Source organism: Protofrankia sp. Cas3, from assembly GCF_963555955.1.
In the GTDB taxonomy this organism is placed as follows: Bacteria; Actinomycetota; Actinomycetes; order Frankiales; family Frankiaceae; genus Protofrankia.
Genome location: NZ_CAUVXP010000139.1, coordinates 1 through 15,381 on the forward strand (window position 1 = coordinate 1; position 15,381 = coordinate 15,381).

Here is a 15,381-nt window from a genome sequence, read left to right on the forward strand (position 1 = left end):
ATCCCGGCCGTCGGCTTCCCGGACCAGCCGCAACCGCACCGCCGCCACCGTGGCCAGCAGCCGTTCCCCGTCCTCCAACGCGGCGAGCAGGTCGGCGTCCGACAGCGACCACACCGTCGCTTCGGCGAGGGTGTTCATGCCGGTGGCGACCGCGTCCAGCCCGGCGAGCAGCGGATGCTCCCGGCCCGGGCCGGCGGTGGCGGCGGCGCTCTGCATAGATCAACGATAACCCGAAATGCCCACAAAGTCGAACATTTGTTCGTATTGGTTGCGAATATTGGCGCGGTCGGTGCGGTCTCTGCCCGTGCCGACCGGCCTGTTGACGGCGGCGCTCGAGCTGCTGATGGCCATCGCCGCGGACACCGATGCACGCTGGCCTCGACCCGCACCTCGCAGGTGCAGGTCGAGGCGCGGGACCATCCAACATCGGTAACTACCTGGCGGGCCTGGGCATCCCGGCAACCGCCGGCTTCGGGGTGGCCTACGAGGGGATGCACGCCGCCGATGAACGGATCCGTCGCGACAGCATTCCGGCGGTGCAGGCCGCCTACCACGCCGCGGTGCTCACGCTGCTGCGCTCAGCACCGGGCTTTGTCACTGGCTGGGTGGTGTGCGGGTGACCAGCCGCTGACCCATCACCGTGAGGACCACGATGCCCACAACGGCTGCCGAGATCGGGCGCGGCACGGCGTGGACGGCGACCGCAGGAGATCGCCCTCAACAGATCACTGGCCCGTCGGCGGGGATGGGCCGTTCGCGGGTAAGCCCGACCGGAAGGTCTGCGTCGTCGAGAAGGCCGGCGTCGAGCGCGCGCTGGATGTGGCCGGCCAGCGCCCGTGCGGTCGCGGGTTCGTCGGCGACAGTTCCCGACCCGGCCATGCCCGACCCGGGCGTGCGGGTCCAGGCTGAAAGGCGGGCGAGCGCCGCGGGCAGGCCGGTGAGTAGGCAGGCCGCCACGGTCGCATGTCGGGAGACCAGTTGCGCCGGGTGTAGATCCCAGCCTTGGTAGATCCCCCGCATCCAGGCGCGGCGGACCAGGTCGGCGTGGCGCCGCCAGGCCGCGTGCACCGCGGCCCGGTCCCCGACGGGCAGAAGGTTGGACGAGCCGTCCGCGACCTGCACGCCGGTACCGGCCGCAACCAGCTGCATGAGCGCGGTGGCGAGTTCCACCGCCGGATGATCGCTGGCCTGGTGCTCGGCGCTCACGCCCAGCGCCGCCGAGTAGTCGTAGGTGCCCACGTGCAGGCCGGTCAGGCGGGGACGGCCCGCGGCCACGATCGCGGGCAGCGCCAGTACCGCGGCCGGGGTCTCGACCTGCACCTCCAGCCGGATGCCCGCGCCGAGGCCGGAACCGATGTCCAGGCGATTCTCAAGTTCGGTGAGGATGTCGCAGAACACCTCGACCTGCGCAGGAGTGTTCACTTTTGGTAGCGTGACCACGAGCCCGGGTGGGACCGCTCCGCCTGCGGCGAGGGTGGTCACGAACAGGTCCAGGCTGCGCAGGCCGCGGGTCCGCACGGCCGGGTCCAGGGATTTGGGGCGGAGCCCGTAGGACGCGGGTAGCCGGCCGGCGTCCGCGGCCGCGCGCAGTGCATCGGCCGCCGCGACGGCGTGGGCGTCCTCTTCGGCGTCGTCGTGGTCGCCGTAACCGTCCTCACAGTCCACCCGCAGGTCGGCGATCGGGGCGGTGGCGAGCACCCGGCGGACATGGGCGTGCACCCGTTCGGCCAGCTCGCTCGGGATGCCGGTCACGGCCGCCAGCATCGGCGGTTCGCCGGCGTGGGTGTCGAGCGTGGCCAGCGCGGCGGCGCCCCAGTCGTCGGCGAGGGTCGCCCTCATCTGGTCGGCCGGCACATAACAGGTGTGGACGGGCTGCCGGACGCCTGGTTCACCGGGAAAGCGCGCGGCCAGGTCGGCATCGACCCGGGCCAGGGGAGCGGTCAGCGCGGCGGTCACGTCATCCGGCAGCGTGGGCACGTCTGTGAGTGTCGGGCGCGGGCCATCGGGACGCACCCGTTGAGCGTTAGCGCACCTATTCGATCATGTTCGGGTCCAGCTACGGAAGTCTGTTTTTCGGTAGTGGCGGTTGTCCTCGGTCAGTGTCCGTAGACAGAGACGTGGTTGCGGCTCGTCGAGGTGAAGGGCTCTCGGTCCCAACCGGCCCAGCGGTCCTTCAGTCGTAGCCCAGCGATTCGTGCCATCAGGTCAAGTTCACTGGGCCATGCGTAGCGTGTGACGATCGGGAAGAAACGCAAGCCCTCCGGGGACAGCACCACGTGGCTCTCGTCGAGCCGCTGCGTGACCGGGTCGTGGCGCCCTACGTCGAATCGGACCTGGTCGACACCGATGTGCTCGGCGTCCACGTACTGGTCGTCCCGAAGCCGGCTCAGGAAGCTCGGGACGAACGCCTCGACGACGAAGAGCCCGTCGGTAGTGAGGTGGCTGGCCACGTTCTCGAAGCAGCGGATCTGGTCCTCCTGGGTCAGGAGGTTGAACAGCGTGTTGAACACGATGAAGATCAGCCTGTAGGTGCCCTCGACCGGCACGTCAGCGAAGTCACCCATCGTGATCGACAGGTTCTCGCCGCCCGGCTTGGCGCGAAGCTTGCCGACCATCGAGGGCGAGAGGTCGACACCGTCGACCTGGATGCCCGTTGCGGCCAGGGGAAGCGCGATGCGTCCGGTACCGATCGCGAGTTCGAGAGCGGGCCCTCCGCGTGCCAGCTCATACAGGAGCGCGACCGTGGACGGCTCGTCGCCCCGGGGTTCGGTGTCGTACACGTCCGCGGCGTCCTCGCCGAAGCTGTCCATCGGCTGGTAGTCCCTCATGACGCCAGTGATGCCACCGTCCTCCGACCAGCGCAACGGATTTTTCCGGATGTCGGCCCGCGGACCCGCGTAGGCGAGGTGGCCGTCCGGTGCCAGCACCAGCAGGTGGTCGCACCGCTGGCCCTACGGGTGTCGAGTGGCCCCGATCAACCACCACGCGCACACGGTACCGACCCGACAATCCGGTCCGTCCTGCGCCCTGACGGCGGCGATGGCGTCGTGATCAAGGATGGCTGGCTGTGGGGCCGGGCGCAGCAGAGCTTCGTGGAGAGCTAATCCGGCTCCGGGCCGCCAGCGATCACGGCCGCGACAGTTGAGCTGGACGGGAACGTGCCTGCGGCCATCAGGGCGTACACGCCAAAGAGCATCTTGGCTTCATACACCCAGTCGAGCGTGATGTGATGCGTCGCCTCGAACCAGTCCATGAACTCGTTGAGCTCAGGTTTGCGCGTGGCATAGCCGCCGAAGTGGAAGTCGGTCTCAATCCACCAGTTCGACAGGTGCTCTTTGCCGACGGCGGCGAGTAAACCCCTTACGTCATCCGCAAGGAAGCTGCCGCCCTTCAACGACGAGAAGCCGACAACCTGAGCCTTACCGTCCAGTCCATAAACGATGCCGGCCATCGTGGCGCCGGTGCCGACAGCGCAGGTGATGTAGTCACAGTGGATATCGATTTCATCGACCAGCTCGGCGCATCCGCGTACCGCCAGCGTGTTGCTCGCGCCTTCGGGGAGCAGGTAGAACTCGCCGTAGGTGTCAGCTAGTCCCGCAAGGAACTCGGGACTTGTCTTCTGACGGTATTTCTCGCGCGTGATGTAGGCCAGTTCCATTCCGTGATCCAGGCAGAACTGCAGTGAGCGGTTCGGCGGGTGGTGTTCCTCACCTCGGACAATGCCGATGGTGGGCAGGTCTGCTGCCTGCCCGATAGCCGCTACTGCTCGTAGCAGGTTGGAGTACGCCCCACCGAAGGTCAACAGCTTTGGGTAATCCGCCGACATAGCTGCTGACATGTTGTACTTGAGCTTGCGATACTTGTTGCCCGGCACGTCTGCGAGCGCTAGATCGTCTCGTTTCAGGTAGAGCTGCACATCGGCGGCCCGTGTCGTGTCGTCTACGATGTGGTGTAGCGGCGTTGGGAAAGCGGCGTTCCAGTTACCCGGTCCCAGACCACTCGTCACAGCGCACCGCCTCCGCCTCGTGGGCCAACAGAGCAGCCTGGCCCTTGTGACACGTTAGTGGCTGTGATCTTGCTCTGATCGCAAGGCCGGAGGCCACCCCGGTGGGGGTGCGGATCAAGGAGCGGGGCCGGGGTGCGTAGGTCGTTGAGGCCGTCCTGATGACCGGAACCACCTACCGTTCGGCCGAATGTCGTCCGACAGGAGGTGGAAGCGGCCGTTATAGCGACCATTTTGACCTACCGCTTCGCTGTCGCCGGCCGCGACCGGCCGCGACGATGAACCGCCGGCCTCTTTCTGACCATCAGCGGGGCACGTTCGTCAGCGTTGACGAGCCCAGCGGTTCCGAGGCTGATCGGCCCGGCTTGGCTGTCATCCTCGATGCCCCGCGTGCGGGCATGGTATCGGGGAGAACCGGTGACCGAAGTGCTACTCGGTGACGCCGGCCAGCGGCTGCGTGGGTATGGTCACCTGCCCGGGGCGCACGCCGACCGGAAGTCGGGCGATGCTCTCCAGCACCAGCGTCGGACGGTAGGGAAACCGGTCGATGTCGGCCGCGGACGTGATGCCGGACAGGACCAGGACTGTCTCCATGCCGGCTTCCAGGCCGGAGATCACGTCGGTGTCCATCCGGTCGCCGATCATGACGGTGGTCTCGCTGTGTGCCTGGAGGGTGTTGAGCGCGCTGCGCATCATCAACGGGTTCGGCTTGCCGACGAAGTACGGGACCACCCCGGTGGCCTTGGTGATCAGAGCTGCGACGGCGCCGGTGGCCGGGAGGAGACCTTCGGTGGACGGTCCGGTCGGGTCCGGGTTCGTCGCGATGAACCGGGCTCCGTCCCGGACCAGTCGGATCGCGCGGGTGATCGCCTCGAAGCTGTACGTCCGGGTCTCGCCGAGGACGACGTACTCCGGTGATCGGTCGGTCAGTACATAGCCGATGTCGTGCAGCGCCGTGGTCAGGCCGGCCTCACCGACGGCGTGCGCGGTGCCGCCGGGGCGCTGCGAGTGCAGGAACTGCGCGGTGGCCAGCGCGGAGGTCCAGATCCGCTCGGTCGGGATCGCCAGCCCGGCATCACGCAGTCGGACCTGAAGGTCGCGGGCAGTGAAGATCGAGTTATTGGTGAGGACGAGATAGCCCAGCCCCGCGTCCGTGACCGCGTGCAGGAACGCGTCCGCGCCCGGGACAGGCTGGGATTCGTGCATCAGCACGCCGTCCATGTCGATCAGATAGTTCTCGATGGATGTGGGCTCGGTCGCCATCGTCGCTCCTGGCCGTGGTGGGGACGGTTCCGAAGTCGGTCCTATCGGGCCGATCATCGCAGGTCGATCGTGCGCCGTCGTGCGCCGTCGTGCGCAGGAGGGCACAGCGCCCTTACCGCGGCCCCTGGATGCGTGCGGCGATTACGCGGTGGCGGCGCAGCATCTCGTCGAGATCGGGGTGGACGGGCCGGCCATCGCACACCACCGGCGTGCCGGCGACCACGGTGTGCCGGGCGGCGACCGGTCCGCAGCGCAGCCACGCCTCCACCGGGTCGGTCAGGGCCCCGGCAAAGCTGATCCCGTCCAGCGGCCAGGCCACCAGATCACCGACCGCGCCGACGGAGAGCTCACCGATCTCGCCGGCCCGCCCGAGGCAGCCCGCGCCGCCACGGGTGGCGATCTCAAGGGCATCCCGGGCGGACATCGCCGCCGCCCCGCCGCGCAACCGTCCGAGCAGCATCGCAGTGCGGGCCTCCAGCCACAGCGACGCCGCGTCCGCCGAGGACGAGCCGTCGCAGCCGAGCCCGACCGGCACACCGGCCGCCCGCAGCTGCGCGACCGGCGCCAGCCCACCACCGAGGATCATGTTGCTGCTCGGGCAGTGCGCGACCCCGGTTCCCCACCGGCCCAGCCGGGCGACTTCGGCCGGGTTCGGGCAGATGCAGTGGGCGACCCAGGCCCGGTCACCGCCCCAGCCGACGTCGTCGAAGTGCTCGATCGGACGCCGGCCGTAGGTCGCCAGGCAGTAGTCGTCCTCCTGCGGGTCCTCGGCGAGATGGGTGTGCAGCCGCACGTCGAGACGTTCGGCGAGCTCGGCGGTGGCCCGCATCAGCTCGGGGCTGACCGAGAAGGGTGAGCAGGGCGCCAGCGCGATGCGGAGCATCGCACCGTGGGCGGGGTCGTGATGGGCGGCGACAAGGGCCGCCGAATCCGCGAGGATCTCGTCGGGATCCTGGACGACGGAGTCCGGCGGTAGGCCGCCGTCCTTCACCGACAGTGACATCGACCCCCGCGTCGGGTGGAACCGCATCCCCAGCGTGCGGGCCGCGGCTATCTCGGCGGAGATCAGGTCCCCGGCGCCGCGCGGGTGGACGTACATGTGGTCGGTGGTGGTTGTGCAGCCGCCGAGCGCCAGCTCGGTCAGGCCGACGTAGGCGGAGACGTGCACCGCCTCTTCATCGAGGCGTGCCCACAGCGGGTAGAGCGTGCGTAGCCAGGTGAACAGCGTCCCGGACACCGACGGTGCGAACGACCGGGTGAGGTTCTGGAAGAGGTGATGATGGGTGTTGATCAGACCGGGGGTGACCAGACAGCCGCTCGCGTCCAGGGTGCGACGAGCCGCCGGGAGCGGGTCGGTGGACGTACCGACGGCGCTGACCAGGCCGGCTGACACCGCGACCCAGCCGCCGGGCAGCTCGCGGCGCTGGTCGTCGACCGTCACGACCATGTCGGCGCCGCGCACCAGCAGGTCGACGGGTGGCGGGATGCGCCGTGCGGTCATGGCCGCCGGTTCGAACGCGCGATCCAATACAGGCTCTTATCGGACGGGTAGGAACAGAATCGTGTTGACGTATCGCCGGCCGCTTCCGGTCGCTACTGCATGAAGGTATCCGCGCTGCGCCACCCGCGCCATCGCCCGCTGGTGGGCGCCGAGATCGAATCCGGCCAGCGGGCGCATTTTCCCGTTCTGAAGGAACGAGCCCTCGTAATTCCAGCTTTGGAGCAGTTCCACGGTTGCGCTGGCAGGGCTCCGGTTATCTTCGACTTCGATGATGAGGGCGGGACGCCAGCGGTTGACGATTCCCTCCGCACCCTTCAGCGCCGACAGCTCATGCCCCTCCACATCGATTTTCACCAGGCCGACGTCCTCGAGGTCGAGCGTGTCAAGACGGATCGTCTCGATTTTCACGCTGCTGCCGTCGGGTCGGGGGATCAGCGAGGCCCGGCCCTCGGTACCCCGCCCCCCGGGCGGGAGCCACAACTCCGCAAAGCCGTCGGCATCGGATGCAGCCTTTGCCACCACCGTGACATTCGGCCGGCTGGTGCGGGCGATGAACGCTGCCAGGTCGGGATTGGGTTCCACGGTCGTGACGCAACGGGCGCGCCTCGATAACCAATGGGTCCATGGGCCGTACCAGGCCCCTACGTCCAGGGCCGTCTGGTGGGGGCCACGAACGTTCCAATCCGACCGAGTATCGGTTCGAAACGACGGTGTGCCAGGGCGATCGCGGTTGCGAATGCCCGATCGGGCACCAGCTCGGCGATGGAGCTCATGACAGCCACAGGGGGGCTTCCTTCTCCAAGGGCGACTTGTCAGGCGGACGTGCGGTCGCGACGGAAGTCGGACCGAGAACAGAAGAAACACGCTCCGTGCGCTTCGATGTAGATGTAGATGCTGTGTTGCGGGTGATGCGCCGTGTTGCAGGCGATACGTTGTGTTGCGGACGATACACCGTGTAGCCGGCGGCCTATCACTCGCAGACGATTGGCCCAAGGATAGACCATTGCGTGAACAGCGCGCACCCGGGTGCCGCTGCACGGGGGGAGAGGCCACGGGGGAGAGGCATGGTGGGATGCGAGACGATGGGGACGGGCGGTGGTTGGTTTGGGTATTGTGGAGATCATCGATCCGGCCGATGTTCGGGTCCGCGACTATGTCGGGTTGACCGATGTGGCTCTGCGTCGACGGCGGGAGCCCGCCGAGGGGCTGTTCATCGCCGAGGGTGAACTGGTCATCGAACGGGCCCGGCGCGCCGGCCACCGACCGCGTTCGTTGCTGGTCGGACCGTCAAAGCTCGCGCTGGTACCGGCCGATCTCGATCCGGATGTCCCGGTCTACCTCGCCGGTCCGGATGTGCTCGCCGCAATCACCGGGTTCGAGGTGCATCGCGGGGCGCTCGCCTCGATGGGCCGCCGTCCGCTGATCCCCGTGGCGGATGTCCTGGCCACGGCGAGCCGGGTGCTCGTCTGTGAGGACGTGGTGAGCCACACCAACCTTGGGGCGATCTTCCGATCGGCGGCCGGGCTCGGCATGGACGCAGTCCTGCTCAGTCCGCGGTGTGCCGATCCCCTGTACCGACGGTCGGTGCGGGTGTCGATGGGAGAGGTGTTCGCGGTCCCCTACGCCCGCCTCGATCCATGGCCGGCGGCGCTGTCGTTGCTGGTGGAACGTGGGTTCGCGGTGTGCGCGCTCACTCCGTCTCCGGATGCTGTGGCGCTCGACGAGCTGACGGTGACGCCGGGAGCGGACGACCGGCTGGCCCTGCTCCTCGGCTCGGAAGGCCCAGGGCTCACGCGGACGGCCCTGGACGCGGCCACCACCCGGGTGCGGATCCCGATGGCGAACGGGGTGGATTCGCTCAATGTCGCCGCGGCCGCGGCGATCGCCTGCTACGCCCTCGGCCGCCGCCCGGCGGCTACGCGCTGAGTTCCGGCCCGCGCTGTCAGGTGCTGGTGCGGAATTCGTCCCAGATCGACCGCCAGCGTCGGTCGGTGTCAGGGTCCAGCTCCAGAATACGCTGGCCGGTGGCGAAGTACGTCGGTTCCACAACCGCGCTCGCCAGGCTTGCTGGGAGGAATCCCTGTCCGACGAGTCCGGCAGAGGTGATGCGATTCTGCGGCGGCTGGTATCCAATCGCCGCGAAGTTACCCAGTACGACGCCGAAGTCGAGCATGTGGTTGAGGAACATGTGCGCGGCTACCGGGCTTTTGCCGGCCCGAAGGATCACCATCAGATCGTTGTCCGCCTGGTGGCGGGCGTCGGTCGGGGACCAGTAACGCAGGATGTTCGGGTCGGCATCCTTGGCCAGGTAGTTCCGGGCGTTGATCACGTCTCCCGACCATGCCTGGACAATGGGGAAGTGCCCGCCGGGCAGGTCCCGGTAGTTGGTGATCGTCGCTTTGGGCCGGGTCGCGCGGATCATGTCGGCCAGTTGGGTCCGGACGAGATCGAGATCATCGTTTCGGTCGGTGTTCAGGTCGAGACCGTTGCGCAGCAGGACCATGCCCATCACGGCGCGATAGTCGTTGATCACGGAAATCTTGTCGCGGTACCGGCCGTCCCAGAAGACGTCGAACGGGTTGTCCCTTGCGCTGATGTCCTCGGTAATGATGTCCGACCGCCAGGCGATGCCCGTGTTGTAGACGGTGTACGGCACGGTGTAGCGCCACTGCAGGTCGTAGAAGGGATTGGAGAAGTCCGGCCACACCTGGCTGATGTTCGGGATGTAGCTGTGGTTCAGCGGTCGTAGATGGCCGTTGCCGACCAGCCTGGGGAGCTGGTCGTAGCTTGGCAGGTAGATGTCGTAGTCGACGGTGCCGGCCGCGATTGCCTCCAGCGCCACGCGGTTGTCGCTGAAGGTCGTCACGTCGACGGTCACACCCGTCGAGTCACGGAAGGACTTCAGCGCCTGCGGGTCGATGTAGTCGGGCCAGTTGAAGATCTTGAGGGTTCGGTCGCGTTCCGGCTGCAGGCTACCCGCGATGGGCCGGTTGTCCCCGCTGATGGGCCATAGCACCGGGTTGCCCGGGCTGGGTTTGGGCAGCCGCTGGTCGGTGACCTTGCCGGTGGACGAATCCGAACATGCCGCGACCAGCGCCGACAGCCCGGTCGCCGCGGCCGCGCCGATCGATCCGCGCAGGAACGAACGACGGCTCGTTGCTCGCCGGGGCTGCCGTCCCTGCATGGGCGCCACCTCAAGTTCTCCGGGGACTGCGGCCTGCGGGCGCGCGATCTGACGATCGTCGCGCGCCCTTTGGCCCTCTAGGGGGAGTCTGCGGGAGAGTACCGGACCGTACTGTCCCTTATGTTCCCAAAAGCGGTTGCCCTGCCCAACAGGGGGTCCTCGGTAGCACTCCGCATGAACCCCTGATTGTGCTGGCCCTCTGGTCTGCCAGCACAATGCGTGACGTTTTACGTCGTGGCGCGTGGGTCGCGGCCGGGCAGGTCGGGCACGCCACCGGCGGCGGTGCGCCGACGATGGGCCAGGGCGGCGAAGATCTCCATCGCGACCCGATGGGCGTTGTTGACGGTGTTCTCGGCGTGGTCGTAGGGGGGCGAGACCTCAACGATGTCCGCCGCGACCAGCGGGGTGTCCAGCGTGATCTGACGGACGGCGCGCAGCAGGTCCGCGGGTGTCATGCCGCCTGGTTCGGGAGTGCCGGTACCCGGTGCGAAGCCGGGGTCGAGCACGTCGATGTCCACTGACAGATAGAGCGCGCGGCACCCGTCCACAGCCTGGGCGATCGCGTCGGTGACAACCGCGCGTGATCCGCGGTCCCAGATCTCGTGCATCAGGTGCCACCGCATGCCCTGTTCGCGCATCCAGGCGAACACATCCGCCGGCGGCCAGTAGCCACGTAGGCCGACCTGGACGAAGTTGCGCCCCCGTACGGCTCCGGACTCGATCAGCCGGCGCATGGGTGTCCCGTGCGAGGCGAGGTTGCCGTCGATGATGTGCGCGGCGTCGGCGTGCGCGTCGAAGTGCAGCAGACCGAGTTCCCCCCAGCCGACGGCATCGGCAACCCCGGACGCCGCCGGCCAGGTGATCGAATGGTCTCCGCCGATGATGACCGGCACGATCCCGAGCCCGGCCACGGCGCCGACCTTCGCGCGGATGTTGCGGTGGGACGCCTCGGTCTGCCCGTGCGGGCAGTGGGCGTCGCCGGCGTCCACGACGTCGAGCCAATCGAAGATCTCAACGCCGAGATCGAGGTGATAGGTGCCGGGCTCGTAGGCGAGCGCGCGCAGGGCCCGCGGGCCGAAACGCGCGCCCGGCCGGTTGGTGGTCGCGATGTCGAACGGCGCGCCGACCACGGCGACGTCTGGGCGACGGGCCGCGAGGTCTGTCGGCGCCGGCAGCCACGGCCGGTGGCAGAAGGTCGCCAGCCCCTCATAGCCGGGGGCGTCGCTCTGCGGGGCCTTGTCCGTCGGGGCCTTGTCCGCCGAGGCCTTGTCTGGCGGAGGCGCATCGTCGGGAGCCTGGTCGTCGGCGGCCATCTGGTCAGCATGACGCCTCCGCCCGCGGCGTGCAGACCGGCGGGCGGCAGCGGCGCTATTTGATCATTCTTCGTCGTGGACCCGTACCGCTTCCTCCTCGGGTGCGCCGACATACGGAGAGTCCTCACGACCGCGGCAGCGTCCGCCGATCGGACCGTGTGCGATGAGCTCGCCGGTTGTGACGTTCCGCACGCCCTCGTCATCAGCCAGCAGCGGCGGCGAGGCGTCCGCGACGCCGTCAGCTTCCAGCCCGCGCCCACCCGGCGGGTCGTATGGGGCATAGACATCGGACTCCAGGACGTCGCCTGACTCCAACCGTGCCGCCTCGGCATAGGGATCCGGATCGGGCTGCTCCTGGGAGAGCAACGAGTCCAGGGACTCACCCGCACGCTGCTCCGCTGCGGTCGTCCCGAAGCGCTCGCCGGGGCCGAAGCGATCGGGCGGATCCCAGCCGTCGTCGAGCGGGTCATGCCCCCGGTCGGTCGAGCCGAGGCCGTCGCTGTCGAGACTCTCGGACTGCTCGAGCGGACCGCCATAGGTGTTGATGTAACCGACGTCGACGCTGTCGATGTCGCCGTCCGGCATCAGCTGCGTCATCGTCGCCTCCCGGTTGGATCAATGGATTCTTGATCAATGGATGTTGGATCAGTGGCTTGCCGTCGTTCGGTGTCATCGGTGCATATTCCCGGGATGGACCGCGGGTAACACGCGAAGGCGGTCAGATCACCAAACCACCACGGGACACGCCTCAACCGCTCGCACGGAGCGCCAGAGTCACCACGGACGGACGACAGGTGCCGAAGTTGACCCACCCCGCTTGCAAGCCGATTTTGGATGGCGTATAGCGTCCGGGTTTGTGACTACTGTCGCGGACCGCATTCTTGAGCGGCTGGCAAAGGTTCCGGCCGGCCTGGACGACGGACAGTTGGCGGAAGCGCTTGAGCTTCGCCGCCAGACCGTGAACCAGGTCTGCCGCCGACTGTCGGACAATGGGCGCCTGCACCGCGGGCCCGGCCCGAGCGGGCGCATTGTGAACAGGTTGTTGCCGCAGCACGATGCCTACCCGAAGCCCGTGCCGGCCCAGCCACCCGTGCCGGCCCAGCCACCCGTGCCGGCCCAGCCACCCGTGCCGGCCCAGCCACCCGTGCGGTCGCCGGAGGACGAGCCTGCGCAGGCTGAGGCTCTACCCTCCCAGCGGGTGACCCGGGAGACCGACGAGGCACAGGTCGTCGCTGGCACCGCGGCGAAACCGGATGCACGGACGGTTCCCGCGCCCCGGGACGGGGCTGACAGCGCAGTGCCGGCGAAGCCCGAACCGAAGCGGGCGGCGAGGCCGCCCCGGGCGCCCCGCAAGAAGTCCGGCTCATCGGCGACTGACGCTCCTGGACAGCCAGCAGCGCAGTCGTCGCTGGCTGAACCTGCGCTGGCTGAACCCGTGCTGGCCGAGCCGGTGTCGGTCGACGAGCCACCGCAGGCCGTCCTGCCTTCGACGCCGAAGCCACCTCGGAAGGTGTCGGTCAGGACGAAAACCGTCCGTACCACGTCCAACGGGCAGGTCGTCGACGGTTCGGTTGCAGAGCGGGCCGCCCCGCCGGTTGCAGAGCGGGCCGCCCCGCCGGTTGCAGAGCGGGCCGCCCCGGCGGTTGCGGAGCCGGCTGCCCCGGCGGTTGCGGAGGTGGCCGCCCCGCCGGTTGCGGAGGTGGCCGCCCCGCCGGTTGCGGAGGTGGCCACAGAGCCGGTCGCCACAGGGGCCGAAGCGTTGCCGGAGCCGACCGACGTTGTTCCTTCCGTGGTTGTGCCTACCATCATCGTTCCTACTGTGGTTGTACCTACGGTCGTCGAAGCGTTGCCTGTCGCGCCCGGATCGACCGTCGAACGTGATCAGTTGTCCTCTACGGTGACGCTGCTGTCTACCAGCACACCCACGCCCGGTCTCAACGGTGCTGGCTCGGTTGCGGCTGGCCTCGTTGCGCCACGTACCGCGTCCGGTACCGCCTTCAGCGATGGCGAGTCCAGAAACGGCGAGTCCGGGGACAGCGGGAATGATGTTTTCGCGGAGGACGGTCAGGTGCTGGTATCGGCTCAGCCCATCGCGCCGGTGTCGCGCCGACGGTGGTGGCGGCGGTTTCGGACGGGCCACGGTGGTTGACCAAGAAATATGATCATGAAGGTTGGTGTGGCGGGGGCGGTGGCAGTGGCGGCCAGACCGTAGCGTTGATTGCTGTGATGACAACGGCCGGGGCCTGGCCAGGCCCCGCGGGACGGTTCTGAACCGGCCCCGGCGTCATGCGGCGTTCGGTGTCGGAAGGACGACGCGCAGAATCCCAGCATGCGCAATAGCGTCTGGGGGAACCAACGATCCCGGGGGAGAGTAATGCCCATACGAGCGAGGTCGCTCGTCGTCACAGCCGCACTGTCCGTCCTCGTGCTTGCGGCCTGCGGAAGCAGGGTGAGTAACCAGGGCACGCCGCCCAGCAGCCCATCCCAGGGGGGTGGCGCGAACCCCGCGTCGGACATCGGTGTGACCGCGAACGATATCAAGGTCGGTACCATTATCGGTCTGACGAGTCCGCTGGGGCCGACGACATTCTCCGGCTCCCTATACGGGGCCAAGGCGTACTTCGACGCGCTCAACGCGGCCGGCGGCGTGAACGGCCGCAAGGTGACGTTCGTCCAGTGCGATGACCATGGTAGCGGGCCGGACAACGCAGCGTGCGTGCGCAAGCTCGTCGACGACCAGAAGGTCTTCGCGTTGGCCGGGGTGGCGGCGTTCAACTATGACGGAGCGCCGTACCTCAACTCCAAGGGCGTACCGGACATCGGCGGCCAGCCGATCAACAACGCCTACGACCAGTATCCCCACCTTTACTCTCTCTACGGTAGTTACTACCCGCGGGACGGCAGCCGGCCCGGCTACGGCGGCACGCTCTATGCGGGCACGGAGAACTACCGGTGGCTCAAGGAGAACCTGAGCACCACGACCGCGGGGGTCGTGTACTACAACATTGCGCCTTCCCAGCGGTATGCGAAGTCGGTCGCTGACGGTCTGCGTCGCGAGGGGTACACGGTCGTCGAAAAGGAGATCAATTTCGGGCTGCCGAACTTCGACGCCGCTGTGCTGGACATGAGGGCGCGCGGGGTTGACGTGATCTTTGATGCGATGGAGGACAACGGCAACCTGTCCCTGTGTAAGTCGATGCAGGCGCAGGGGTTCACGGTCAAGGCGAAGGTGACCACGTCGCAGGGGTGGACCGACACCTTCGGTAAGACGTTCGCGGATACGTCGGGCTGCCGGAACGCCACCTACGCGACCAGCTGGACCCGCAACTACAACGACACGAACAACCCGGCCGTGGCAAAGTTCCGCGAGGCAATGACGAAGTACCAGCCTGCGCGCGAGGGCCAGCTGAACATGTGGACGCTTGAGGGCTATGCGTCCGCCGCGTGGCTCACCGATGCGATGAAGTCCTGCGGCGCCAACCTCACCCGCGTGTGCGTCGAAAGTTTCATGAACCAACCGCAGGACTACAACGGTGACGGCCTGCTCGCTCCGCGCAACTTCACGAAGAGTCCCACCCCTCCGCCGAACGATCACAACTGCATCGAGGTCGTCCGGTGGCAGGACTCGGCGAATGGCGGGAAGGGAGGCTGGGTTACACAGGGTAAGGATTTGGATACCAATTGCTTTGACGTCCCGAACCTGCCCTACCCGGCCGAGTAATACCGGCTCCGGCGATGCGATCGTGGTTCTGGCGCATCGCCGGAGGCCGAAGTCCTCGGGTCGCTGGCCAAAGGCGATGCGATCGTGGTTCTGGCGCATCGCCGGAGGCCGAAGTCCTCGGGTCGCTATTGGAGCGCCCGGTCCGGCCGGTGGGTGACCATCGACCGGACCAGGGTCTGTCAGCCCCGCGACGCCGCGTCCCCTATTGCCGGTCGCCCTTAACTTGATTTTTGAGTGCGCCACGAGCGCTGAAGGGAAGGGTGATGGGTAGGTAAACCTTACCTTCAGCGGTGCTGCGTGGGAGATGAGGGTTTTGTGGCCCCTCGAAGCCGCCCGACGGGTCGGAGGCTTCAAGCCACCCCGAGCTGCCTTAGCTGACGACTGTGGTGGTGAGCA

The 15,381-nt window shown here is 67.9% G+C and carries 15 protein-coding genes and 1 pseudogene; 5 read left to right on the top strand and 11 right to left on the bottom strand.

Annotated elements, in window-relative coordinates; genetic code table 11:
- Nucleotides 1-216: pseudogene (locus U9983_RS21185) on the bottom strand (hypothetical protein); the annotation flags it as partial.
- A gap of 3 nt (nt 217-219) precedes the next feature.
- Entirely contained in the window at nt 220-363 is a 144-nt protein-coding gene (locus U9983_RS21190; protein WP_322755694.1) for a hypothetical protein, read from the bottom strand.
- Nucleotides 364-365: 2 nt separating this feature from the next.
- On the opposite strand from U9983_RS21190, the gene U9983_RS21195 reads away from it, so the two are divergent.
- The gene (locus tag U9983_RS21195) at nt 366-620 is read left to right on the top strand and encodes a hypothetical protein (RefSeq protein ID WP_322755695.1); all 255 of its coding nucleotides are present in this window, start codon (nt 366-368) and stop codon (nt 618-620) included.
- Nucleotides 621-717: 97 nt separating this feature from the next.
- On the opposite strand, the gene U9983_RS21200 is transcribed toward U9983_RS21195, so the two are convergent.
- Complete coding sequence (locus U9983_RS21200; RefSeq protein ID WP_322755696.1) at nt 718-1,977, bottom strand: DUF6986 family protein; 1,260 nt, start codon at nt 1,975-1,977, stop codon at nt 718-720.
- Between the two features lie 119 nt (nt 1,978-2,096).
- On the bottom strand, nt 2,097-2,828 hold the full coding sequence (locus tag U9983_RS21205) for a class I SAM-dependent DNA methyltransferase (RefSeq protein ID WP_416211465.1): 732 nt from the start codon (nt 2,826-2,828) through the stop codon (nt 2,097-2,099).
- Between the two features lie 105 nt (nt 2,829-2,933).
- Between U9983_RS21205 and U9983_RS21210 the strand changes: the two genes are divergently transcribed.
- A complete protein-coding gene (locus tag U9983_RS21210) occupies nt 2,934-3,104 on the top strand; it encodes a hypothetical protein (protein ID WP_322755698.1) in 171 nt (56 codons plus the stop codon).
- On the opposite strand, the gene U9983_RS21215 is transcribed toward U9983_RS21210, so the two are convergent.
- The 4 genes from U9983_RS21215 to U9983_RS21230 all read right to left on the bottom strand — a co-directional run bounded on the left by U9983_RS21215 (nt 3,101) and on the right by U9983_RS21230 (nt 7,820).
- Nucleotides 3,101-4,006: a 1-aminocyclopropane-1-carboxylate deaminase/D-cysteine desulfhydrase gene (locus U9983_RS21215; protein ID WP_322755699.1), complete on the bottom strand. Its 906-nt coding sequence runs from the start codon at nt 4,004-4,006 to the stop codon at nt 3,101-3,103. The two genes, U9983_RS21210 and U9983_RS21215, sit on opposite strands and share 4 nt — an antisense overlap.
- Nucleotides 4,007-4,432: 426 nt before the next feature.
- The gene (locus tag U9983_RS21220) at nt 4,433-5,266 is read right to left on the bottom strand and encodes an HAD-IIA family hydrolase (RefSeq protein ID WP_322755700.1); all 834 of its coding nucleotides are present in this window, start codon (nt 5,264-5,266) and stop codon (nt 4,433-4,435) included.
- 112 nt (nt 5,267-5,378) lie between these two features.
- Nucleotides 5,379-6,767, bottom strand: a complete 1,389-nt coding sequence (locus U9983_RS21225) for an 8-oxoguanine deaminase (protein ID WP_322755701.1) — start codon at nt 6,765-6,767, stop codon at nt 5,379-5,381.
- A 36-nt stretch (nt 6,768-6,803) separates the two neighbouring features.
- Nucleotides 6,804-7,820, bottom strand: coding sequence for an FkbM family methyltransferase (locus U9983_RS21230; RefSeq protein ID WP_322755702.1), 1,017 nt, complete (start codon nt 7,818-7,820; stop codon nt 6,804-6,806).
- Nucleotides 7,821-7,862: 42 nt separating this feature from the next.
- Here U9983_RS21230 and U9983_RS21235 point away from each other — a divergent pair, with 42 nt between their 5' ends.
- Nucleotides 7,863-8,693, top strand: coding sequence for an RNA methyltransferase (locus U9983_RS21235; protein ID WP_322755703.1), 831 nt, complete (start codon nt 7,863-7,865; stop codon nt 8,691-8,693).
- A gap of 16 nt (nt 8,694-8,709) precedes the next feature.
- Here U9983_RS21235 and U9983_RS21240 read toward each other — a convergent pair whose 3' ends face one another.
- The 3 genes from U9983_RS21240 to U9983_RS21250 form a co-directional block, all read right to left on the bottom strand.
- Complete coding sequence (locus U9983_RS21240) at nt 8,710-9,951, bottom strand: extracellular solute-binding protein (protein ID WP_322755704.1); 1,242 nt, start codon at nt 9,949-9,951, stop codon at nt 8,710-8,712.
- Between the two features lie 227 nt (nt 9,952-10,178).
- Nucleotides 10,179-11,264: an agmatinase gene (gene speB / locus U9983_RS21245; protein ID WP_322751350.1), complete on the bottom strand. Its 1,086-nt coding sequence runs from the start codon at nt 11,262-11,264 to the stop codon at nt 10,179-10,181.
- Nucleotides 11,265-11,327: 63 nt separating this feature from the next.
- Nucleotides 11,328-11,861, bottom strand: coding sequence for a hypothetical protein (locus U9983_RS21250; RefSeq protein ID WP_322755705.1), 534 nt, complete (start codon nt 11,859-11,861; stop codon nt 11,328-11,330).
- Nucleotides 11,862-12,120: 259 nt separating this feature from the next.
- Between U9983_RS21250 and U9983_RS21255 the strand changes: the two genes are divergently transcribed.
- Together U9983_RS21255 and U9983_RS21260 are read left to right on the top strand one after the other, a co-directional pair.
- Nucleotides 12,121-13,413 carry a hypothetical protein gene (locus tag U9983_RS21255; protein ID WP_322755706.1) on the top strand — a complete coding sequence of 431 codons (1,293 nt, stop codon included), beginning with the start codon at nt 12,121-12,123 and terminating at the stop codon, nt 13,411-13,413.
- Nucleotides 13,414-13,644: 231 nt separating this feature from the next.
- Nucleotides 13,645-14,985, top strand: coding sequence for an ABC transporter substrate-binding protein (locus tag U9983_RS21260; RefSeq protein WP_322755707.1), 1,341 nt, complete (start codon nt 13,645-13,647; stop codon nt 14,983-14,985).
- Nucleotides 14,986-15,381: the final 396 nt, after the last annotated feature.